21 protein-coding genes and 4 tRNA genes are annotated in these 19,605 nt (G+C 67.8%); 20 read left to right on the plus strand and 5 right to left on the minus strand.

What is annotated here, in order from left to right:
* Window positions 1-163: 163 nt before the first annotated feature.
* Window positions 164-1,762 carry a polyprenol phosphomannose-dependent alpha 1,6 mannosyltransferase MptB gene (gene mptB / locus BMX93_RS09610; protein ID WP_091970516.1) on the plus strand — a complete coding sequence of 533 codons (1,599 nt, stop codon included), beginning with the start codon at window positions 164-166 and terminating at the stop codon, window positions 1,760-1,762.
* Here mptB and BMX93_RS09615 read toward each other — a convergent pair.
* A complete protein-coding gene (locus BMX93_RS09615) occupies window positions 1,756-2,691 on the minus strand; it encodes an exodeoxyribonuclease III (RefSeq protein ID WP_218139295.1) in 936 nt (311 codons plus the stop codon). The two genes, mptB and BMX93_RS09615, sit on opposite strands and share 7 nt — an antisense overlap.
* 118 nt (window positions 2,692-2,809) lie before the next feature.
* Here BMX93_RS09615 and BMX93_RS09620 point away from each other — a divergent pair, with 118 nt between their 5' ends.
* From BMX93_RS09620 to ahpF, 5 genes are all read left to right on the plus strand, one after another.
* On the plus strand, window positions 2,810-3,331 hold the full coding sequence (locus BMX93_RS09620; RefSeq protein WP_143052876.1) for a hypothetical protein: 522 nt from the start codon (window positions 2,810-2,812) through the stop codon (window positions 3,329-3,331).
* Between the two features lie 75 nt (window positions 3,332-3,406).
* Complete coding sequence (locus BMX93_RS09625) at window positions 3,407-3,862, plus strand: hypothetical protein (RefSeq protein WP_091970474.1); 456 nt, start codon at window positions 3,407-3,409, stop codon at window positions 3,860-3,862.
* A gap of 80 nt (window positions 3,863-3,942) precedes the next feature.
* Window positions 3,943-4,024 (plus strand) — tRNA-Tyr (locus BMX93_RS09630).
* A 206-nt stretch (window positions 4,025-4,230) separates the two neighbouring features.
* Window positions 4,231-4,794: an alkyl hydroperoxide reductase subunit C gene (ahpC, locus tag BMX93_RS09635; RefSeq protein WP_091970476.1), complete on the plus strand. Its 564-nt coding sequence runs from the start codon at window positions 4,231-4,233 to the stop codon at window positions 4,792-4,794.
* Between the two features lie 96 nt (window positions 4,795-4,890).
* Window positions 4,891-6,504, plus strand: a complete 1,614-nt coding sequence (gene ahpF / locus BMX93_RS09640) for an alkyl hydroperoxide reductase subunit F (RefSeq protein WP_091970478.1) — start codon at window positions 4,891-4,893, stop codon at window positions 6,502-6,504.
* On the opposite strand, the gene BMX93_RS09645 is transcribed toward ahpF, so the two are convergent.
* Window positions 6,459-7,187: a purine-nucleoside phosphorylase gene (locus tag BMX93_RS09645; protein ID WP_091970480.1), complete on the minus strand. Its 729-nt coding sequence runs from the start codon at window positions 7,185-7,187 to the stop codon at window positions 6,459-6,461. The genes ahpF and BMX93_RS09645 overlap by 46 nt on opposite strands.
* Window positions 7,188-7,356: 169 nt before the next feature.
* Here BMX93_RS09645 and BMX93_RS09650 point away from each other — a divergent pair.
* The 3 genes from BMX93_RS09650 to rpmG all read left to right on the plus strand — a co-directional run bounded on the left by BMX93_RS09650 (window position 7,357) and on the right by rpmG (window position 7,839).
* Window positions 7,357-7,429: transfer RNA gene (locus BMX93_RS09650), tRNA-Thr, on the plus strand.
* Between the two features lie 73 nt (window positions 7,430-7,502).
* Window positions 7,503-7,578 (plus strand) — tRNA-Met (locus BMX93_RS09655).
* 90 nt (window positions 7,579-7,668) lie between these two features.
* The gene (rpmG, locus tag BMX93_RS09660) at window positions 7,669-7,839 is read left to right on the plus strand and encodes a 50S ribosomal protein L33 (RefSeq protein WP_091970482.1); all 171 of its coding nucleotides are present in this window, start codon (window positions 7,669-7,671) and stop codon (window positions 7,837-7,839) included.
* A gap of 101 nt (window positions 7,840-7,940) precedes the next feature.
* Here rpmG and BMX93_RS09665 read toward each other — a convergent pair whose 3' ends face one another.
* Both BMX93_RS09665 and BMX93_RS09670 read right to left on the minus strand, forming a co-directional pair.
* On the minus strand, window positions 7,941-8,195 hold the full coding sequence (locus BMX93_RS09665; protein ID WP_091970484.1) for a helix-turn-helix domain-containing protein: 255 nt from the start codon (window positions 8,193-8,195) through the stop codon (window positions 7,941-7,943).
* Window positions 8,195-8,674 carry a DUF2975 domain-containing protein gene (locus tag BMX93_RS09670; protein WP_091970485.1) on the minus strand — a complete coding sequence of 160 codons (480 nt, stop codon included), beginning with the start codon at window positions 8,672-8,674 and terminating at the stop codon, window positions 8,195-8,197. Before BMX93_RS09670 ends, BMX93_RS09665 begins: the two co-directional genes overlap by 1 nt.
* Window positions 8,675-8,828: 154 nt before the next feature.
* Between BMX93_RS09670 and BMX93_RS09675 the strand changes: the two genes are divergently transcribed.
* From BMX93_RS09675 to BMX93_RS09700, 6 genes are all read left to right on the plus strand, one after another.
* Window positions 8,829-9,263 carry an FAS1-like dehydratase domain-containing protein gene (locus tag BMX93_RS09675; protein ID WP_091970487.1) on the plus strand — a complete coding sequence of 145 codons (435 nt, stop codon included), beginning with the start codon at window positions 8,829-8,831 and terminating at the stop codon, window positions 9,261-9,263.
* A complete protein-coding gene (locus tag BMX93_RS09680) occupies window positions 9,260-9,694 on the plus strand; it encodes a MaoC/PaaZ C-terminal domain-containing protein (RefSeq protein WP_091970490.1) in 435 nt (144 codons plus the stop codon). The genes BMX93_RS09675 and BMX93_RS09680 overlap by 4 nt, the downstream gene beginning before the upstream one ends.
* A 41-nt stretch (window positions 9,695-9,735) precedes the next feature.
* Window positions 9,736-10,863, plus strand: a complete 1,128-nt coding sequence (locus BMX93_RS09685) for a UDP-N-acetylmuramate dehydrogenase (RefSeq protein ID WP_091970520.1) — start codon at window positions 9,736-9,738, stop codon at window positions 10,861-10,863.
* Between the two features lie 49 nt (window positions 10,864-10,912).
* Window positions 10,913-12,346: a hypothetical protein gene (locus tag BMX93_RS09690; protein WP_091970492.1), complete on the plus strand. Its 1,434-nt coding sequence runs from the start codon at window positions 10,913-10,915 to the stop codon at window positions 12,344-12,346.
* A gap of 131 nt (window positions 12,347-12,477) precedes the next feature.
* Window positions 12,478-13,545: an LCP family protein gene (locus BMX93_RS09695; protein ID WP_091970494.1), complete on the plus strand. Its 1,068-nt coding sequence runs from the start codon at window positions 12,478-12,480 to the stop codon at window positions 13,543-13,545.
* 71 nt (window positions 13,546-13,616) lie between these two features.
* Complete coding sequence (locus tag BMX93_RS09700) at window positions 13,617-14,234, plus strand: arsenate reductase/protein-tyrosine-phosphatase family protein (protein ID WP_091970495.1); 618 nt, start codon at window positions 13,617-13,619, stop codon at window positions 14,232-14,234.
* A 39-nt stretch (window positions 14,235-14,273) separates the two neighbouring features.
* On the opposite strand, the gene BMX93_RS09705 is transcribed toward BMX93_RS09700, so the two are convergent.
* Complete coding sequence (locus BMX93_RS09705; RefSeq protein ID WP_091970497.1) at window positions 14,274-15,836, minus strand: sugar transferase; 1,563 nt, start codon at window positions 15,834-15,836, stop codon at window positions 14,274-14,276.
* Window positions 15,837-16,108: 272 nt separating this feature from the next.
* Here BMX93_RS09705 and BMX93_RS09710 point away from each other — a divergent pair.
* The 5 genes from BMX93_RS09710 (at window position 16,109) to rplA (ending at window position 19,158) form a co-directional block, all read left to right on the plus strand.
* A tRNA-Trp gene (locus BMX93_RS09710) sits at window positions 16,109-16,181 on the plus strand.
* A gap of 173 nt (window positions 16,182-16,354) precedes the next feature.
* On the plus strand, window positions 16,355-16,933 hold the full coding sequence (gene secE / locus BMX93_RS13335) for a preprotein translocase subunit SecE (RefSeq protein WP_245725817.1): 579 nt from the start codon (window positions 16,355-16,357) through the stop codon (window positions 16,931-16,933).
* 19 nt (window positions 16,934-16,952) lie between these two features.
* The gene (gene nusG, locus BMX93_RS09720) at window positions 16,953-17,807 is read left to right on the plus strand and encodes a transcription termination/antitermination protein NusG (protein WP_091970499.1); all 855 of its coding nucleotides are present in this window, start codon (window positions 16,953-16,955) and stop codon (window positions 17,805-17,807) included.
* A gap of 108 nt (window positions 17,808-17,915) precedes the next feature.
* The gene (gene rplK, locus BMX93_RS09725; protein WP_091970501.1) at window positions 17,916-18,347 is read left to right on the plus strand and encodes a 50S ribosomal protein L11; all 432 of its coding nucleotides are present in this window, start codon (window positions 17,916-17,918) and stop codon (window positions 18,345-18,347) included.
* A gap of 103 nt (window positions 18,348-18,450) precedes the next feature.
* A complete protein-coding gene (rplA, locus tag BMX93_RS09730) occupies window positions 18,451-19,158 on the plus strand; it encodes a 50S ribosomal protein L1 (protein ID WP_091970503.1) in 708 nt (235 codons plus the stop codon).
* Window positions 19,159-19,605 lie beyond the last annotated feature (447 nt).

The following is a 19,605-nucleotide window of genomic DNA, read 5'->3' on the forward strand; positions in this document are numbered from 1 at the left end:
CGCGTTGCGCGCATCGGCCCGTCCGGAGCGGCCCGGCGCATAGACGCTTGCCAACTGGCACGCGATCCGCGGACGGCGAAAGCGCAGCTGTCCGGCCCAGCGTGTCCGGTCCAGGCTAGCCGGTTCACAGGGGGCTGACTGCGTCCCCCGATACGCTGTGAGCATGACGCCTGGCAGCTCTCGAATGCGCGATTGGTCGAGCGCCCGGTGGTCGGATCTGGGTCATGCGCTGCGGATCGCCGCGGTTCGCCGTGGGCTGATCGGTACCATGCTCATCGCGCTGGGCACCATCAGCCCGGCCTATCTGCCCCGCAATTCGCCGTGGTGGACGCTGCTGTCCTCATGGCGCATCGAGGGTGCCCCCGCCAAGATCGCCGGCACGGTCGTCACGATGGGAGGGCTCCTGCTGCTCATGGACGCCTGGTTCAGGCTGCGTCCACGACACATGCGGCCCGACTCCGCCCCGGGGTTGCAGGTCTACAGCGATGTGAAGCACTGGGCGGTCCTCGCCCTGTGGAGCCTTCCGTTCCTGCTCGCCCCGCCCATCTTCAGTGGTGACGCGTATTCGTACGCCGCGCAGGGCTGGCTGGTGCACAACGGCATCAACCCCTATTACTACGGTCCCGGCGTTCTGCCGGGAGCCTTCGCCGACCAGGTCTCCTGGGTGTGGCGCAATACCCCCAGTCCCTATGGCCCGTTGTCCATGCAGATCTCCAATCTGCTCCTGCACGTCTTCGGCTTCGACCCCTATCTCTCGGCGGTCGCCCAGCGAATCCCCGCTGTCGTAGGTGTCGTGCTCATCGCTGTCTTCCTGCCGCGCATCGCCGTCCGGCTCGACATCGATCCTGCCTTCACGGCCTGGTTCGGCACGCTGAATCCGCTGCTCATCATCGACTTCGTGGGCGGTGCCCACAATGACTCGCTCATGATGGGACTCGTCGTGCTCGGGCTGTGGGTGGCGACCACCCCGGTGCGCGGCGGGCCGGTGACGACCGGAGGACGGTGGTCGGCCGGCGGGTGGTGGTGGCTTGCGGCGGCCGCAGTGATCGGGTTGGCAGCCACCATCAAGCAGCCCGCGCTGCTCGCGGCCTATGTCGTGCCCTTGATCTCGCGCCGCTGGTCGTCGCTTCGCGTCCGCGAGACCGTCATCACGGTCACCCGCGTGCTCGTGAGCTTTGTCGTCGCAGGAGGGGTCTTCGCACTGGTGAGCATGGCCACCGGGCTGGATTTCGGCTGGTACAACGCGGTTTCCGTGCCGGGCAGTGTCGTCACCCCGGCGCCCGCCTCGCTCTTCGGGCAGCTCGTCCAGGCGGTCCTCGGTTTCTTCGAGCTCGATCCCACCGGGCGAGCGGGAGTGGCTTTCGCCCACACCCTGTTCCTGGTGATCGGCGGCGTCGTCCTGACCATCGGGGCGGTGACGATCGCCAGGCGCAGGCCGATGGCGTTCATCTCCTGGGGTTACCTCGTCGTGGTGCTCGCCAGCCCGGCGTTGCACAGCTGGTACATGCTGTGGGGCGGCCTGGCGCTTCCACTGGCCCGCCCGAGCGCGCGCACCGTGACGATCGCCATCTGGGTCAACGTATCCCTGCTGGGCTACGATGCCATCGACATGGCTTGGCGCAACAATGGCGCTGCGATCGCCGTGGCGGCCGTGGCGGCCTCGATATTCATGACCTACCACCACCAGAGCGTCATCAAGATGCCGCCCCGCGAGCCCGGCTCGGCGGCTCACCTCGTGCTGGCCGCCCGGCAGGATCAATAGTCGTAGTCGACGACCACCGGCGCGTGATCGCTGATGCGCTCGGGTGCCTCGGGCTGGCGATCCACGAAACCGGTGGATGCCGTGCGGGCCAGTGCCGGGCTGGCCAGCTGGTAGTCGATCCGCCAGCCGGTGTCGCGCGCGAAGGCCTGACCCATCCAGCTCCACCACGAGTAGGGGCCGTCCTGGTCGGGATGGAGGCGGCGGATCACGTCGACGAGGGTGCGCGGGTTCAGCTGGGCGTCCAGCCAGGCGCGCTCCTCGGGGAGGAAACCCGAGGCTGTGCGGGCCGCCCGCCAGTTCTTCACATCGTGCGGCGTGTGGGCGATGTTGAAATCGCCGACCACCACGAACTGGCGGCCCGCAGCCAGCGCAGCACGCCTCGAGCGGCTGAGCTGCCGGGCGAAGCCGGCGAGGAAGCTCATCTTGCGGTCGTAACGGCGCTGCACGGCGGCGATCCGCTCGGCTGTCAATGGCTCGCCGGTGCGAGTCTGTGGGTTCAGTGGCGAGTCGCCCTTGGGCAGATAGAGGCAGGCCACTGTGAGGGCGTGGTCGGCCAGGTCGATCTCCAGATAACGCCCCTCGTCGACGAAGGGGCGCAGTTCCCGGGCCAGGGCTGTTGGCGCGCCAGGCATTGCGGGAGCGAGTGGCTGCGCGTGCCCAGTCGGATCGAACGACCAGATCGACCCGCCCCAGCCGCGCACCGCCGCCGGCGGGATACGGGTGAGAACGGCCACGCCATTGCGCCCGGCCAGGTTTCCCGGTGTGTAGTGCACATGGAAGCCCGCGAAGGCCTCGACCGGGAGCGCCTCGAGGGGACAGCGGACCTCCTGCAGGGCTACTACATCGGGAACGCATTGTTGGATCCAGGGGGAGAAGCCGCGGCGTTGCGCCGCCCGGATCCCGTTGACGTTGAAGGTGGCGAGCCGCAGCATGACGACCACCCTAGCGATGGTCGCAGGCATCGTTGTCCAGGAGTTGCTGGCAGAGTCGTGCCGGCGGATTCCGGGCAGGACCGTCGGCCCAGCATGGCACTGCCAGACTAGGGACATGACGAGTTCGCATGGCGAGGCACGGCGCGAGGTGCGCAGGGACAGGTCCTTGGTCCGGCGTGTGCTCACCGGGAGCGGAGGCTTCCCCAGGAGATCCGGGCTAGCGGTAGCCGGCGTGGTTCTCGGGCTGGTGGCTCTCGGCGTGCTCTTCGCGGGGCTGTTCAGCGGTGTGGGTGCCGTGCCCTTCGCACTCGCGGTGTGCCTGCCGGCGGCAGGCAGCGCGGTCTGTGCGCTGCTGGCCCTGTTCCGCGACTGGGGACGCGCTCGGGTAGGTGTGGCCCTCGTCCTGAGCGCGGACGTCCTGGCAGGTCTGCTGGTCGTCGCGATGATCCTGCAGGTCGAGCCGGCCGCGCCGGCGGCCTCCGGTGCACTCGTCGTGATCGTCATAACGGCATTGCTCGGCGCCGTTCTCGTCATGAGCGCACCGCGCCGTGGCACATCCACGACTCCGCGGGCGGTTGAGCCTGCCTGGGCAGGCGCCGCGCAGCCGCCCGGGACTCCTCATGGGCCGGGTGCCTGAGCACCGCCCGCACTCGAGGGCGCACAGCGCCGGCAGCACTCGAGGGCGCACAGCGCCCGCCGCGATACTGGGGTCATGTCTGCCTCGCGCACTGTCCACCGCGTCGACGGTCCGGTACGCCGCACCTGGGCATCGATCGGGTGCGTGATCGCCGCCCTGGCCATCGTCGCCCTGTTGTGCATCGGCCAGCCCGTGGCGCGAGCCGCCCTGGGGAATTCTCCCGGCGCGCTGAACAGCTGGCTGGCGAGGTTTCTCCTCGCCAGCGCGGGCCTTGGCCTGGTTTCCGGCGCGCTTGCCCTCGTCGCGGTGGTACGTGATCGGGGCACGCCGAGGGTGGGGGCGGCGTTGATCCTGGGTTGCGCCGCGATGCAGCTGGGATTCGCCGTCTGGGGCACGTCCAGCGCAGTCCTGGAGGGCAAGGAGGTGGTGCTGTTCAACTGGGTCTGGGCGCTCGCAAGCCTTGCGCTCATCGCAGTCGCCACGGTCCTCGTCTTCATCCCGCCCCGGCCGGTGACGATGCGCCGGGACTGACGCCTCGCCCGGCACTGCGGGCGGTGTGCCGAGGGGGTTTCGTGAGATTCGCCAGTCCCTGCTAGAGTCTGTCCTCGCACGGCAGGTTGCCCGAGCGGCCAATGGGAGCGGTCTGTAAAACCGTCGGCGATGCCTACGAAGGTTCGAATCCTTCACCTGCCACGTCCTGGGCCTCGGCCCGGTGACCTCGGGGCTCCGCACCGGATGGGTGCGGAGCCCCTTCTCATGTTGTTCTCATGAAAACCCGGTGGCGCTCCATCGTCGTTCCGGGCACAAGCCGTGTTACATGGTGGAATCCGTCCGCCTCCGGAATAACTCAGGACCCTTTCAAGCTGGGAAGACAGTACATCCGAACCCAGGAGGCAACCGTGTCACTCGTAGGCACCAAGATTCTTCCCTTCACCTCGACCGCCTTCCACCAGGGCGAGTTCGTCGACATCACCGAGGCCGACCTCGCCGGCAAGTGGGCCGTCTTCTTCTTCTACCCGGCCGACTTCTCCTTCGTCTGCCCCACCGAGCTGGGCGATCTCGCCGATCACTATGCCGAGTTCACCGAACTCGGCGTGGAGATCTACTCCGTGTCGGCCGACACGCACTTCGTCCATGCTGCCTGGCACCGCGAGTCCGACCAGGTGGGCAAGGTGCAGTACTACATGCTCGGTGACCCCAGCGGTCAGCTGGCCACGAACTTCCAGGTATTGCGCGAGGGCCAGGGACTCGACGACCGGGGCACCTTCCTCATCGATCCCGACGGGATCATCCAGCTGCTCGAGGTGAGCGCGGACGGCGTGGGCCGCGACGCCGGGGAACTGCTGCGCAAGATCCGCGCCGCCCAGTACATCCGCCAGCATCCCGACCAGGTGTGCCCCGCGCACTGGGATGAGACCGGCGACACGCTGGCTCCCGGGCTGGATCTGGTCGGCAAGATCTGAAACCGCCCGATACCCAGGCCTCCAGATTCAGTGAACCTTGGTCTGTGAGGTCGCTGGATTGCGCCGCAACCGATTCACGCTCCCCGAAAGGATGACATGCCTGTTCTCGAACCGTCTCTCAAAGCCCAACTCAACTCGCTGATGGACCGGGTGACGCAGCCGGTCGAGCTGGTCGTCAGCCTTGACGGCCGTGAGCAGTCCACCAGGATGAAGAGCCTGTTGGACGAGGTCGCGGCGCTATCCAGCCAGATCACCGTCCGCCGCGACGATGCAGCTCACCAGCGCACACCCGCCTTCTCGATCGCTGCACCGGGCTCGGCGGGCGCCATCACCTTCGCGGCGCTGCCACTGGGCCATGAGTTCAGCTCCTTCGTGCTGGCCCTGCTGCAGGTCGGTGGCAATCCCGTCAAGCTCGACGAGCGGGTCGCGGCGGCGGTCAAGGGGCTGGACCGGCCACTGCATTTCCTCACCTACATCTCGCTGAGCTGCCAGAACTGCCCGACGGTGGTCCAGGCGCTCAACGCGATGAGCGTCCTCAACCCGCTCATCACCAGCGAAGTCGTCGACGGCTCGTTGTTCCGCGAGGAGGTCGAGGCCAAGAAGGTGCTCGCCACGCCCACCATCTACCTCAATGGCGAGCCGTTCGGCCAGGGCCGGATGGAAGCCGCGCAGATCCTTGCGAGGATCGACGAGAGTGCCGCGAGCTCGCTCGCCGCCGGGCTCGCCGAACGGGCGCCGTACCAGGTGCTCGTGGTGGGGCAGGGGCCGGCGGGGGTCTCCGCCGCCATCTACCTTGCCCGCAAGGGAATCCGTACCGGCCTGGTGGGGGAGCGCTTCGGCGGGCAGGTCAACGACACGCTCGCCATCGAGAACTTGATCTCGGTGCCGCACACCGATGGCCCCAAGCTCGCCGCAGATCTGCGCGCGCACGCCAGCGCCTACGAGATCGACATCATCGACGGGGTGAAGGCCACCGAGCTGGTGCCCGGGGAGCAGGTTGAGGTGAAGGTCGGCGACGAGGCATCCCTGCGCGCCGACGCGGTGGTGCTGGCCACTGGGGCGAGGTGGCGCCATATGAACGTGCCGGGCGAGGACGAGTACCGCAACAAGGGCGTCACCTACTGCCCGCACTGCGACGGGCCGCTCTTCAAGGGCAAGGACGTTGCCGTCATCGGCGGCGGGAACTCGGGTGCCGAGGCGGCACTCGACCTCGCCGGCGTGGCGCGTCATGTCACGGTGCTCGAATTCGCGCCGACCTGCAAGGCCGACCAGATCCTGCTCGACCGGCTCGATGCCTCGCCCAATGTGGACATCCTCACGAATGCGGCGGCGAGCGAGGTGGTGGGCGACGGCTCGCAGGTCACGGCCTTGCGCTACACCGATCGCGCGAGCGGGCAGCCCCACGAGCTGGCGCTCGACGGCATCTTCGTCCAGATCGGGCTGGTGCCCAATACCGAATGGCTCAAGGGCGTGGTGGGCCTGGACAATCGCGGCCAGATCGTCGTGGACGCCAAGGGTGCCACCGATGTGCCGCGGGTCTTCGCTGCCGGTGACTGCACCGACGTCCCCTACAAGCAGATCGTCGTTGCCACAGGCGCCGGCGCCACGGCCGGACTGTCCTCCTGGGAGTCGCTCATCCGCACCGCGGTGCCGCAGTCGCCGGTTCAGGCCAGCAGGCCCGCCACCGCAATCGACAGGGCTGTCGCATAGCCCGTCTCGCGTTCCTGCGGTGTCATCGCCGGGTCCTGCGAGGTGCGCAGATGGTCGCTTACCGTGCACACGGCGAGCGCCTGTCTGCGCGCTTGCAGGGCGCACGCGTACAAACCGGCTGCTTCCATCTCGACGGCCAGGGCGCCGATCCGGACCAGTCCATCGGTGATGTCGGGGCGATCGAGATAGAAGTAGTCCGAGCTGTAGAGCGCCCCTATGTGCACCCGGCCGGCGGTGTTCTTCGCGGACGGATGGCGGGTGGCGGCCATGGCAGCCGCGAGCATCTCGGGATCGGCGAACAGCGAGCAGCTGAGGTCGGGGACGAGCATCGAGGCGATCCGCGAATCGGTGTGGGCGGCGGCCCCGATCACCACATCGCGGATTGCCACCTGGGGCGAGATACCGCCTGCGGTACCCACCCGGCAGATTCGGCGCACACCGTAGTCGGCGAACAGTTCGTGGGCGTAGATCGTCAGCGACGGGATGCCCATGCCCGAGGCCACCACGCTCATGGGCACACCGTCCAGCGTGCCGGTCCAGGCGCCGATACCGCGCACCTCGCTCACGCAGTGGGCATCGGTGAGCAGCTCTCGCGCGATCCGCTCGGCCCGGCGCGGGTCGCCGGGCATGAGGACCAGCGGGGCGATCTCGCCGTACTCGGCGCTGATATGGGGTGTGGACATGGCATCCTCTCGGTGCGGCGGACGAGCCGGTGGGGCGCGCGCTTCAGGCCAGCGAGCTTGCCGGCGTGGTCTGGAGCCCCGGGCTGCATTCTCGCACCCTGGGGCGGAGCCCATGACTGGGCCGAGTTGAGATGTGTGCCGATCATCCGGTAGTGTTCCTCGTCGGCTGGCCCCTATAGCTCAGTCGGTAGAGCGTCTCCATGGTAAGGAGAAGGTCTGCGGTTCGATTCCGCATGGGGGCTCCGTTGCGTCTGGATCACTTACCGCGTGATATCCGCAGGGACGCAGCGCGCTGCGTCCCTGCGGGGTCGCGGAGGCGGGATAGCTCAGGCGGTAGAGCAAGCGGCTCATAATCGCTGTGTCGCGGGTTCGAGTCCCGCTCCCGCTACCAGGGCGAGATGCTGGGCCCTTGCGCCCGGGCCTACATTTGAACAGACGTCCGTGCTCCACCGAGCACCGGCAAGACCTCAGAGGATCGATCATGGCCAAGAAGGCAGGGGACGTTCGCCCCAAGATCACGCTTGCCTGCACTGAGTGCAAGGAGCGCAACTACATCACGAAGAAGAACCGCCGCAACACACCGGATCGGCTGGAACTGTCCAAGTTCTGCCCCAGGTGCGGCAAGCACACGGCGCACCGCGAGACCCGCTGAGTCCGCACCACCCATTCATTGTGCCGAGGCCGCCGGGATATCCCGGCGGCCTCGCCGTGTCATGGGCTGGCCTGGCGGCCTCGCCGTGCCCTGGGCTGGCCTCACTGCGGGTGGGATTCCTGGTCTGCCAGCGGGAAGGGGTCCCCTGGCTCGTCGGGCACATACTCCAGCAGATCACCGGGCTGACAGCCGAGCACGCGGCAGATGGCTTCGAGGGTGGTGAACCGAATGGCGCGGGCGTGGCCGTTCTTGAGAACTGCCACATTGGCGGGGGTGAGGCCGATCTGTTCGGCAAACTCACCGACCGCCAGCTTGCGCCGGGCGAGTTCCACGTCGAGTCGAACGATGATCGCCATCAGATCACCGTCGCCAACTCGGTGTTGAGCCCGGTGGCCCGGCGCAGCAGTTCGCGCATGACGACCACCACGAGAACGACGACCGCGCCGACCAGCAGCGCGGTGACGAGCAGGAATGCCGGACCGGGGTCATCGGCCCCCTGCAGCGCCCACAGCGATCCCGCGGCGGCCAGAATCCACCCGGTACACAGCGCGGCGATGATGGCGTCGACCCAGCGCAGGGCGGCCTGGGTGAAGATGCGGTCATTGCCGATCAGTCCGAGCAGTCGCCAGGTGCATACCAGCACGACCTCGACGCACACGATGAGTATCCCTGTGAAGAGCGTGAGCGGCCATCGCAGCCACGCCCGGTCGGGATGCTGGCGCGCCTGGTAGGCGAACTGTCCCGGGAAGGACATGGTCTGGAGAACCAGCAGCAGGACGAAGAGCACGACGAGGCTCGCCCGCAGAAGGGGGAGAATACGACGCAAGGTGAACATGTCATGATTCTCGATGTGTATCTATCGATAGTCAATAGATATCTCTCGTTGTTGCGTCCACAAGTACCGCTCCGCGTCGTGAGGCCGTGATGCTGTGAGCGAGTGGGGCGGGCCACAGTGCCCGGCGGTGACCTCGGCTGGGTAGCGTGGAGCCGTGCCCATTGGTCCAGAACACGAAGGGCGGGTCTACCCGCCGACCCGTCCCTACCGCGTGAGCCGCGCCAAGATCGCCGAGTTCGCCGCTGCGCTGGGCGACACCAATCCCAGGTACTGCGAGGACGCCGAGCCGGTCGTGGCACCACCCACCTTCGCAGCGGTCATCGCCGCGCGCGCCTGGCAGGCTCTGTTCGACGATCCTGAGCTCGGTCTGGAGTTGCAGCGCATTGTGCACGCCGAACAGCGCCTCGATATTGTCCGGCCACTGCGGGAAGGCGATGACGTGCTCGCCACGCTGACCATCTCGAAGGTGCGCAGCCGGAGCACCACCGACATGGTGACCATCGCCGTGCGGCTCGACGCCGTGGCGGGCGATGTACTGGGCACTGCCACATCGCTGCTCATCCACACCCACCCGGAGGCCCTGGCATGAGCCATTTCGAACCCGATACCGTGCGTGCCGGCGACCAGCTGCCAGCTCTTGAGCTGACAGTCACGCGCGCCGACCTGATCCGCTATGCGGGCGCTTCGACCGACTTCAACCCCATCCACTGGAGCGATCGGCATGCTCGCGCCCTCGGCCTGCCTGGCGTCGTCGCTCACGGCATGTGGACGATGGGCGCCGCGCTGCGCATCGTCACCGACTGGTGCGAGGACCCCGCCCGGCTGGCCGACTACTCGGTGCGCTTCGTGCGTCCTGTCCCGGTGCCCGATGACGAGGAAGGGGCACGCCTGGAAGTACACGCGCAGGTGACGGCCGTCGAGGACGGCCTCGCGACGCTTGCGCTGGAGGTTCGGATACCCGGTGACAAGCCTGTCAAGGTGCTTGGCATGGCCACCGCGCACGTCAGCGTGGAGGCCTGATGAGCATGGAGCGGCCAGTCCCGCAGCAGCTGTCGCGGCCGATGGTCAGTGACCTGGAGGAGTTCGGCGCGGCGGTCTGCGAGGTGCTGCACGAGCCGGGTTCGCTGCCCACCGCTGCGCTGAGCGAGTCGACCAGGCTCGCCGATCAAACGACTTTCCACATCGGTGGCCCGGCGAGGCGACTCGTGGTGGCCCACACCGAGCAGGAGCTCATCGACGAGGTCTCGCGCGCCGACAACGACGGCGAGCCGCTGCTCGTGCTCTCCGGCGGCTCCAATGTGCTCATCGGCGACGACGGCTTTCCCGGGACGGTCGTTCGGGTGGCCACCACCGGGTTGTCCGCCGAGGTCTCCGGATGTGGCGGGGCAGTGGTCGCGGTACAGGCGGGTGTGCAGTGGGACGCCCTGGTGACCCACGCCATCGATGAGGAGTGGTCGGGAGTGGAGGCGCTCTCAGGGATTCCCGGTCTGGTGGGCGCCGCCCCGATCCAGAACATCGGCGCTTACGGCTGCGATGTCTCCGGCTATGTCTATCGGGTGCGCACCTGGGATCGTCAGACCAAGGGCTACCGGACCTTCGCCAATGCGGACTGCCAGTTCGGCTACCGCGACTCGGTCTTCAAGCGCGCCACGATGCCCGGCTCGCCGACCGGGCGATTCGTCGTGCTCGAGGTGAGCCTGCAGTTCCTGCTCGGTACGCTGTCCCAGCCGATTCGCTATACCGAGCTGGCGCACCGCCTGGGCGTCGAACCTGGTGAGCGCACCGACGCGCGCCGGGTACGCGAAGAGGTGCTGCGGCTGCGTCACGAGAAGGGCATGGTCATCGATCCTGTCGACCACGACAGCTGGTCGGCTGGCTCCTTCTTCGTCAATCCGATCGTCGACGCCACCGCCGCGGCGTCACTTCCGCTCCAGGCGCCGCGGTTCGCCCAACCGGACGGCCGGGTCAAGACCTCGGCCGCCTGGCTCATCGACCACGCCGGCTTCCACAAGGGCTTCGGTGATGGCGCCGCAAGGATCTCAGGAAAGCACACATTGGCCATCACCAACACTGGCACCGCCAGCGCAGCGGACGTTCTGGCACTGGCCCGCCGGATACGCGAGGGTGTCCGGGAACGATTCGGTATCACCCTCGTCCCCGAGCCGAATCTCGTCGGTTGCGCGCTGTGAGCTGAACTCCGGAGGCCGTCAACCGCTCGTGAGGCACTAGGGTGCAGGCGTGGCCCCACGCAGCAGCAACGATCCGCTGGGCTGGCTCGCCACACTCGTCCCGACGGTGGCCTTCGGTGTCCTGTGGCTGCCAAGCCGGGCCCTGGCGCCCATGCTGCACACCGAGGCCGATAACCTCCTCCACGCTCAGCTGGCCAGCGGTGCCCTGCTGGAAGGCAGCGGCGTCACCGGCCGTGCCCCCCTCGCGTACTGGCTGCTCGCCGGACCAATGGCAGACCGATCCGATGCCCTGACGATGCTGCGATGGGTCTCGTTGATCGCCGGAATCATCGTCGTCTTCGCCGCCGCGAGAACGGCCGCGGTGTGCTGGGGAGCCGCGTCGGCACTGGTCTGCGGGGGCCTCCTGGTGGTGCAGCCGCTCCTGGTCCCGCTCGCGACCACGGCAGGTCCACCAATTCCCGCGCTGGCGGCATTCGCCCTGGCGAGCCTGCTCACCGCTACCCGGCTGAGGGACTACGAGGAGCTCGGGTCCGGCACCGCGATCCTCCACGCTCTCCTGCTGGTCCTCGCGGTGGGGCTCGATGTTTCCCTGGCGCCGGCCGTGATCGCCCAGATCGCCTTCGCCGCCGCCAAGAGGCCGTCCGCACGCGGCTGGGCGCAGCTGGCCGCAGGCTGGCTGCTCGCCGCGGCCGCCGCCGCTTGGTTGTGGTCCGGTGGGGGCCCGCGGACCGGTCCGCAGACCATGGCGGCGGTGTGGCGCGAACTCGGCCAGGCCCTCGCAGGTCCGTCCTCGCTGTTCTGGCTCGTGCCGGCGGCGGCGCTGCTCGTCATCCTCGTCTCGGCACTGGACAGCGGTGGAGCGGCATTGCGCGACCCCGGGTTGGCGCTGGCTGCTGGCCTTGTCGTGCTCACGCCCCTCGCCGTGGTCCTGGGCGGCGGGCGATGGCCCGGCGCCATGGGCGCCGAGACGATGACCTCGGTGGTGCTGGGCGTTGCCTTGCTCGCCGGATGTGCGGCAGCCCAGTGGAGTGGCCGGACCCGACATCGGATCGTCGTCGTGGCGCTCGTCGTTGCCCTCGCCCTTGTCGGCTGGCGCGGCCACGCCCTCGTCGCCCCGAGCTGGCACAATGCCGACGGCAATCCGCCGCTGTCGCGCGACCTGGCCATGCGTGCCCAGCCGGGGCAGGTCGTCGTCGTGGACGACCTCGCGGTGACGGGCCTGGGTGCGGCGGTCGCTGCGCAACTGGGAGACGCCCGGTTGTGGCAGCAGAGCCGGGCCGATCTTCCCGCCCAGCATCGCACCATCTTCTCCGTCGTCTCGTCCTCCCCATGGGCCACCCGCCCCGCCGGCCTGGAGGGTGTGCACGGCCGCCTGGTCTGGATCACCGCCGAGGATTCCCCGAGGTCTGCGCCGCCCGCGTGCACGCCCACCCGCACCGACCACTACGGCGCCATGGAGATGACTGAGTTCGCCTGCCCATGACCGCTCGCATGGACCGATGAGAGCCCCACGCGCGCTCCGATCGCGGCGTCGAGGCTCCGGGCAGGCTAGATTGACCCTGAGTGCGCGGTTCACGGCTGGGTGCCCGGGAGCCGAGCCGACGAGCCTGAGGCATGGAGGGAACTGACGTGAGCAATGACCATGGGCCCAGACGGGCCGCGAGCGAGGAGATGGCCGACTCCCTGGGACTTGGCAGCTCCGAACACCGGCATGCGCGGGGCACCCGCCGCGCGCTGCTCGTGCTGCTCGCCCTAGTTGCGGCGCTCGTGCTCATGGTGGGCGCAGTCGCCGCCTACTATCTCGGCACCGTGAACTCCGCCCTCGACAAAATGCACCGCGACGCCAATCTCATGCCCAGCAGCGCCAGCAGCGCCAGCAGCCCCACCAGCACCGCCGATCACGAGCCCCTCACCTTCGTCATCATGGGCTCCGATTCGCGCACCGCGTCGGCGAGCCAAGGCCGCAGCGATGTCCTCATGGTGGCCTATCTCACCGGCGATCGGAAGCATCTGTACCTGATCAGCTTTCCTCGCGACATGTGGGTGGACATCCCCGGTCACGGCACGGCCAAGATCAATGCCGCCTATGCCTATGGCGGCCCCGCGCTCACCGTCTCGACCCTTGAGTCCCTCACCGGCGTGAAGATGGACCACGTCGTCGTCATGGACTTCCAGGGCTTCGTCGATCTCACCAATTCCCTCGGCGGTGTCACTGTCGACAACGAGCACGCCGGCTCATGGATGGGCTACACCTTCGCGCAGGGCCCGATCACCGTGCAGGGTGAGCAGGCCCTGGCCTTCGTCCGCGAGCGCTATGACCTGCCCAACGGGGACCTGGATCGCGCCAAGCGCCAGCGCGAGGTGATCACGGCGATCATGTCCAAGGTCGCGAGCAAGGACACCCTCACCGATCCGCAGAAGTTCGCGTCCGTGACTGGCCAACTCGGCGGCTATATGACCGTCGACAGTTCCCTGACATCGGGCGAGCTGTGGAAGATCGCCACCGGAATGAGATTCACCGGAAGCGATGGCGTGAGGCAGTTGCAGGCACCTCTGGCAGGCTTCGGGACGAGCGCCGACGGCCAGTCCTACGACATCGTTGACCGGGCTGGACTGGCGGAGCTGAGCAAGGCGATGGCGTCCGATCAGCTCGACGCCTACTGGCAGAACCATCGGGCCTGAGTGGTTCGCGCGATGCCTGCCCGCCATCCGAGGCCGGTCAGCGCCCAGACCACCGGCTCACAGGTGCACAGATGAGCGGTCCGCCCTGGCGCTCGGCCAGCGCAACCCGCGGCTTTCGGCCCCTGGCGGTGGAATTCGTCGGCACCGCAGACGTGAGCCGCACCGCCTTCTGCAAGCTGCTTGCCATCTCGATGGCAGATCCCCAGCTTGCGGTCTTTGGCAGCTCGGGCCTGTTGGCTCGCGTGGGCGATGAGGTCGATCCGGCCATGGCGGTTGCGCTGGGCCGTATCGGGCTGGCCTGTGAGCAGGTGCGCAGTCGCCCCTTGGACGAGACAATCCTCAGTGGCTCAGATCTCGTCCTCACGATGGATTCGCGCCAGCGCGAATTCGTGGCGAACTGCTGGCCGAACCATGCGGCGAAGGTCTTCGTGCTGGGCCGCTTCGTCACTCAGCTGGGCGAGTTCGGGATGAGGTCCAGCGTGCAGCTGTCTCGGGCGCTCAGCGCCATCGACCCGGATGCAGCGGACCCGGAATCGGATGTGCCCGATCCTCGCGGCTGGGGGGACGAGGCAACCAGGTCGGTGGCGAGGAGGCTGGGGGCCATGACAGCTGCGATGCTGCGGGCTCTGGGGGTGCTGGCGGCGCCCGGTGCCGACTCGCCGGAGCCTCGCCGCGGGACTCCTGGCTGAGCCGGGGACCGGCCCCGGACAGCTGAGCTGGACGCGTGGTCAGTAGGCTCCATCGCGGCTCAGCACGGCGCGCAGGGTTCGCAGCAGGATCGTCACATCGCTCGTGAAGGACCAGTTGTCCACGTAGTACAGATCGAGGCGTACGGCATCCTCCCAGGAGAGATCGGAGCGTCCGGAGACCTGCCACAGCCCGGTGAGCCCGGGCGGGACGGCGAGCCGTCGATTCACGTGCTCCTCATAGCGGCTCACCTCGGATTCGAGAGCGGGGCGGGGGCCGACCAGGCTCATCTCACCGCGCAGGACGTTGACGAGCTGGGGTAGCTCGTCGATCGAGTACCGCCGGATGATGCGCCCGACCGGAGTGATCCGGGGGTCGTGGTGGATCTTGAACAGTGCGCCGCTGGCCTCGTTGGATGCCGTCAGGTTCACGCGCAGGGCGTCCGCGTCGACGACCATGGAGCGGAACTTCAAGAACTCGAAGGTCGTGCCTCCCATGCCGACCCGGCGCTGCTGGTAGATGACCGGCCCGCCGTCGCCCATCCGGATGGCGAGTGCCGTCGCCGCCATGATCGGCGACGCGAGGAGCAAGAGCATGCTCGCGCCGACAATGTCGAAGCCGCGTTTGAGCCAGGCGCGGGCCTCTCGGGCCCGTGGCCTCTCGATGAACACCAGCGGCACCCCGGCCAGGCTCTGGACTGTCATCCGCTGTGCCGAGATGTCGGTCAGGGCGGGAACCACGACGAGCTGGGCGCTCTCGTGCTCGAGCTGGCGGGCCAGCAGGCTGAACTGGGAGGCGCGCTCGAAGGAGCCCTCGGCGAAGATCACCAGCGAGGCCCTGGTGGCCCGCACTGCAGCGAGGCACTCCGCGGGGCTTCCGAACCGGGGGAGTTCGACGAACTCGGGGCGGGTGAGCGTGCCCGAGGGCAGGGTCCCCACCACATCGAGGCCGAGCCAGCTCTCCCGGGACAAGACGGTATGCAGATCGAGCATGTGAGCCTCGTCGCCGCCCAGCAGGACGCGGCGGCGGAACAGGCCGCGGCGGCGCAGCGCCTTGAGCAGTTCGCGCAGGGCGATCCGCTCCAGAATCAGGGCAGGGATGCCGATGGCGAAGAGCACCACGAAGAATCCACGCGGCAGGGGATAGCGGAACAGATAGGCGGTGATTCCCAGGGTGCCCGCGGTGAGCATCGAGGCCTGGGCGACGCGGACGAACTCCTGGGCCCCCGATCCCATCTGCCCGGTGTCGTAGGCGCCGCGCCACCACAGTGCGGCAAGCCAGGCCGCGAGGATGATGAGCCCGAAGGGCGCGACGACCTCGGCGATCTGGGTAGGAGGATCGAAGAAGGGCAGCAGGAGGCGCAACTCGACGGCGACGATGGTGCAGGCAATGAGGCAGATGGTGTCGACGAGCGACACCGCGGCGGCATAGCGGCGGGTGACGTCGCAGTAGCCTGGCGCGGGTCCACCTCGGGGCGCGGCGGATCGTCGCCGGCGCCGCCGCATCGTCATGGCATGGATACCCTGGGGCGGGTCCCAGACCCGGCTGCGCTGCTGTGTGCCGCCGACTGCAGGGTTCTTCCCCCGAGGTGCAGGGATGAACAAGGGGGCTCCTCTCGCAGGAGGGGGTGCGCACGGCCATGTGCTCACCGCACCATTGTGTCAAGTCGCTTGATGGCGCACAGAATTCTACGAAGGTTGATGCGACTAATCCGCGAGCGAGCCGCCCGGCGGGAACTGCCCGGCGCGGGCCGCGTGCCGCGCAGGCGAGTTGGCGGGCCTCGCTGGTTCGCGCTCCTTGGAGCGAGCCGCTACACTTTCGTACTTGGTGGCGTCCTGCGCCCGGCTGAAGGGCCGGAAGCCGGGCTGACCATCGAAGGGCACTAGCTCAATTGGCAGAGCAGCGGTCTCCAAAACCGCAGGTTGGGGGTTCAAGTCCCTCGTGCCCTGCGAGGGGTGCAGCCCACCGGCTGTACACCGCACAGGGCGCGTCGCTCCCGCGCCGAGTGGCAGGGCGGTCGGCGACCAGCCGATGATCCTGGCGCCGGCCCGTGTGGACGTGCCCTTGACGCATGAGGGGTTCAGGTACGCACCTGGCCGTCAACTTCGATGAGGGGCATTTCGTGGCAGACCAGCCAGAGCGTTCTGAGGGGCGCGATTCGTCGCCCGACGCTGCCCGGACGAAGCGGCACCACAGTTCCGGACATCCGGCTCCGGCCGCGGACCTGCCCGGTTCGCAGCTGGCCGGCGCCAGGGATGAGCCACCGGCCTCTCATGTCGACGATCCCGAGGCCGAGGAATTGGCCGGCGTCGACGAGCAGGAACTCGACGACACCCCGGACTCCGGCGACGCCGAAGACATGATCGTCGATGACGCAGAACGGTTGAGCGAAGCGCAGCGCCGTGCTGCCCAGGCCAGCACCGAGGACCCGGAACCGATCGTGCGCAAGCACTCCACGAGCCCGGTGCGCAGGGTCCGTCCACGCCAGCGCGGCAAGGACGAGGACACCGCCCACAGGCGCGCCAACCCGGTGTTGTTCACGAAGCAATCGGTCGCCGAATTGAAGCGCGTCGTCTGGCCCACCGGCGATCAGCTCGGCCAGTCCTTCGTCGTCGTCCTCGTCTTCGTCCTATTGATCATGGCCATCGTTGCCGGACTCGATTTCGGCTTCGGCAAATTGCTCCTCGAGCTGTTGGGCTGAGGGGCCGGAGGAGATAGACGTGACCCAGACCCCCGATGACGGCTTCACCAAGCCGAATGACGAGATCGAGATCGATCTCGGACCCGATGAGGAGGCCCCCAAGGAAGAATTGGGAGTCAACCTCGATTTCGCGGACTTCTCCACCCCGGAGCCGCAGAGCGGGGGCGTCGAGATCGACCTCGACGCGATCGGTGCCGAGGAGGCCGGCACGGACGCCGCCGGGGCCCCGTCCGAGGACGAGGCCGAGGAGGACGAGGTTCTGACCGCGGCCTTGGAGGAGTTGCACGACGAGCTCGTCGTCAAGCCGGGCGAGTGGTATGTCGTGCACACCTATTCGGGCATGGAGAACCGAGTCAAGCAGAACATCGACAATCGCGTGAAGTCGCTGAGCATGGAGGACTTCATCTACGAGACGATCGTCCCCACCGAGGACGCCGTGGAAATGCGTAACGGCCAGAAGAAGAATGTCACGCGCACCTTCCTGCCCGGCTATGTCCTGGTGCGCATGGAGCTGACCGACGAGTCCTGGTCGACGGTGCGTCACACGCCCTCGGTGACCGGTTTCGTGGGCCAGTCCACCTCGCCCACGCCGCTCGATCTCGACGAGGTCGAACGCATGCTCACCCCATCGGTCATCGCCAAGGTCAATGCCTCGGGCACGGCTCGGCCCGGTCGCGGCCAGGAGAAGGTCGAGGTGGTCGACTACTCCGTGGGCGATCAGGTCATGGTCATCGACGGACCGTTCTCGGGAGTGCATGCCACGATCACCGAGATCAACACCCACAACCAGCGGCTGCGGGCCAATGTCGAAATCCTCGGGCGCGAGACGCCGGTAGACTTGACCTTCCCGCAGATCCAGAAGGTTGTCGACTGACCTTCGGTGCGAGCCCCGCCAGGGGCATGGCGTCAGGGCGCCCCATCTGACCATCACGCGTCGTCCCTGCAGCGCGCGTGGACAACACCAGCACAAGAAGGACCCGAAATGCCTCCCAAGAAGAAGAAGGTAGCGGCGATCGTCAAGATCGCCATTCCTGCTGGTTCCGCGACACCAGCGCCCCCCGTCGGCACCGCCCTTGGCCCGCACGGAGTCAACATCATGGAGTTCGTCAAGGCCTACAACGCCAAGACGGAGGCCCAGCGCGGAACCATTGTCCCGGCCGAGATCACGATCTTCGAAGACCGGACCTTCACGTTCATCACCAAGACCCCGCCGGCCGCCGAGCTCATCAAGAAGGCAGCGGGCGTGGCCAAGGGTTCGGGCACCCCCGACAAGGAGAAGGTGGGCTCCATCACCACCGACCAGGTGCGTGAAATCGCCGAGACCAAGCTGCCCGATCTCAACGCCAACGACATCGAGGCGGCCAAGAAGATCGTCGCCGGTACCGCTCGTTCGATGGGCATCGTCGTCAAGTGAACACAGCCACCGGTGTTGCCGGTGGTCAGGAATCTGGTGGGGTCGTGCACCCGGACCAGGAACTGGTGGATCAGCTCGCGAGGCTGACGGAAAGGAACCAGAAATGAAGCACTCCAAGCGCTATTCGGAAGCGGCGCACTTGCGCGACGCGGCGCAGCTCTACACCACCGATGAGGCCCTGAGCATCATCAAGCAGTACAAGCCTGCCGGGTTCGACGAGGCAGTCGAGGTGTCCATGCGCCTGGGCGTCGACCCCCGCAAGGCGGACCAGATGGTGCGCGGCACGGTCAATCTGCCCCACGGTACCGGCAAGACGGCCCGGGTCCTCGTCTTCGCCCAGGGCGCCAAGGCGGACGAGGCCGTTGCGGCCGGCGCCGATGAGGTCGGCGCCGATGAGCTCATCGCGCGGGTCACCGAGGGTTACCTCGACTTCGACGCGGTGGTCGCCACTCCCGACATGATGGGCAAGGTGGGCCGTCTGGGCCGGGTGCTCGGTCCGCGCGGACTCATGCCCAACCCGAAGACCGGTACCGTGACCATGGACGTCACCAAGGCGGTGTCTGACATCAAGGGCGGCAAGATCGAGTTCCGGGTTGACCGGCACGCGAACCTGCAGTTCATCATCGGCCGCCTCAGCTTCGGCAAGGACGCACTCGCGGAGAACTATCGGGCCGCCGCGGCCGAGATCTATCGCCTGCGTCCCAGCACCTCCAAGGGCCGCTATGTGAAGAAGATCACGTTGTCCACCACGATGGGCCCGGGGGTGCAGGTCGACCCATTGGCCGCCCGTCCCGCCGAATTCGCGAACTGATCGAGGCAGACTGAGGGCGTGAGGGTGATCATCGGTCACCCACCGCGCGCCCGCTACGCGTCATGACTGGGCCGATCTCCTGGGATCGGCCCAGTCATGCATTCTCAGGCGATTGCCCTGCGCGCCCTTGCCGATCGGTCATCGTGCCGAAAGGGTGCCGCCCGGTGATTAGCATGGTCGCGTGACCACGCCAGCGCCGGACGCCACCACCTCGTCACTCCCATCCCTGCCCGCGAGTGGCCGGGCAGCAGTGCCCCGGACCGCGACGCGCCAGCCGCACACGCCCCAGTCCACCCCGGGCCAGATGCCGGCGGGATGGGTGTACCACCCCGCCGGACTGGACCAGGAAAGGGGCTCTTCACAGATGAGGGTGTAGGTGGGGTCTGAAGCCGCCGGTCTCGAGCAGGCTGCGGGCGATGTAGTTGGTGAGGTTGCGGAAGCCGAGGG

The organism is Propionibacterium cyclohexanicum, assembly GCF_900111365.1.
In the GTDB taxonomy this organism is placed as follows: Bacteria; Actinomycetota; Actinomycetes; order Propionibacteriales; family Propionibacteriaceae; genus Propionibacterium; species Propionibacterium cyclohexanicum.

What these genes read in the sequence shown, in the direction of transcription:
- BMX93_RS09625 (WP_091970474.1), top strand. Translation starts at nt 3,407, where the DNA reads ATGTCTGCCTCGCGCACTGTCCACCGCGTCGACGGTCCGGTACGCCGC.
- rplK (WP_091970501.1), top strand. Translation starts at nt 17,916, where the DNA reads ATGCCTCCCAAGAAGAAGAAGGTAGCGGCGATCGTCAAGATCGCCATT.
- BMX93_RS09685 (WP_091970520.1), top strand. Translation starts at nt 9,736, where the DNA reads ATGGTCAGTGACCTGGAGGAGTTCGGCGCGGCGGTCTGCGAGGTGCTG.
- rplA (WP_091970503.1), top strand. Translation starts at nt 18,451, where the DNA reads ATGAAGCACTCCAAGCGCTATTCGGAAGCGGCGCACTTGCGCGACGCG.
- BMX93_RS09695 (WP_091970494.1), top strand. Translation starts at nt 12,478, where the DNA reads ATGGAGGGAACTGACGTGAGCAATGACCATGGGCCCAGACGGGCCGCG.
- BMX93_RS09645 (WP_091970480.1), bottom strand. Translation starts at nt 7,187, where the DNA reads ATGTCCACACCCCATATCAGCGCCGAGTACGGCGAGATCGCCCCGCTG.
- BMX93_RS09665 (WP_091970484.1), bottom strand. Translation starts at nt 8,195, where the DNA reads ATGGCGATCATCGTTCGACTCGACGTGGAACTCGCCCGGCGCAAGCTG.
- mptB (WP_091970516.1), top strand. Translation starts at nt 164, where the DNA reads ATGACGCCTGGCAGCTCTCGAATGCGCGATTGGTCGAGCGCCCGGTGG.
- BMX93_RS09620 (WP_143052876.1), top strand. Translation starts at nt 2,810, where the DNA reads ATGACGAGTTCGCATGGCGAGGCACGGCGCGAGGTGCGCAGGGACAGG.
- BMX93_RS09700 (WP_091970495.1), top strand. Translation starts at nt 13,617, where the DNA reads ATGAGCGGTCCGCCCTGGCGCTCGGCCAGCGCAACCCGCGGCTTTCGG.
- ahpF (WP_091970478.1), top strand. Translation starts at nt 4,891, where the DNA reads ATGCCTGTTCTCGAACCGTCTCTCAAAGCCCAACTCAACTCGCTGATG.
- rpmG (WP_091970482.1), top strand. Translation starts at nt 7,669, where the DNA reads ATGGCCAAGAAGGCAGGGGACGTTCGCCCCAAGATCACGCTTGCCTGC.
- BMX93_RS09680 (WP_091970490.1), top strand. Translation starts at nt 9,260, where the DNA reads ATGAGCCATTTCGAACCCGATACCGTGCGTGCCGGCGACCAGCTGCCA.
- BMX93_RS09670 (WP_091970485.1), bottom strand. Translation starts at nt 8,674, where the DNA reads ATGTTCACCTTGCGTCGTATTCTCCCCCTTCTGCGGGCGAGCCTCGTC.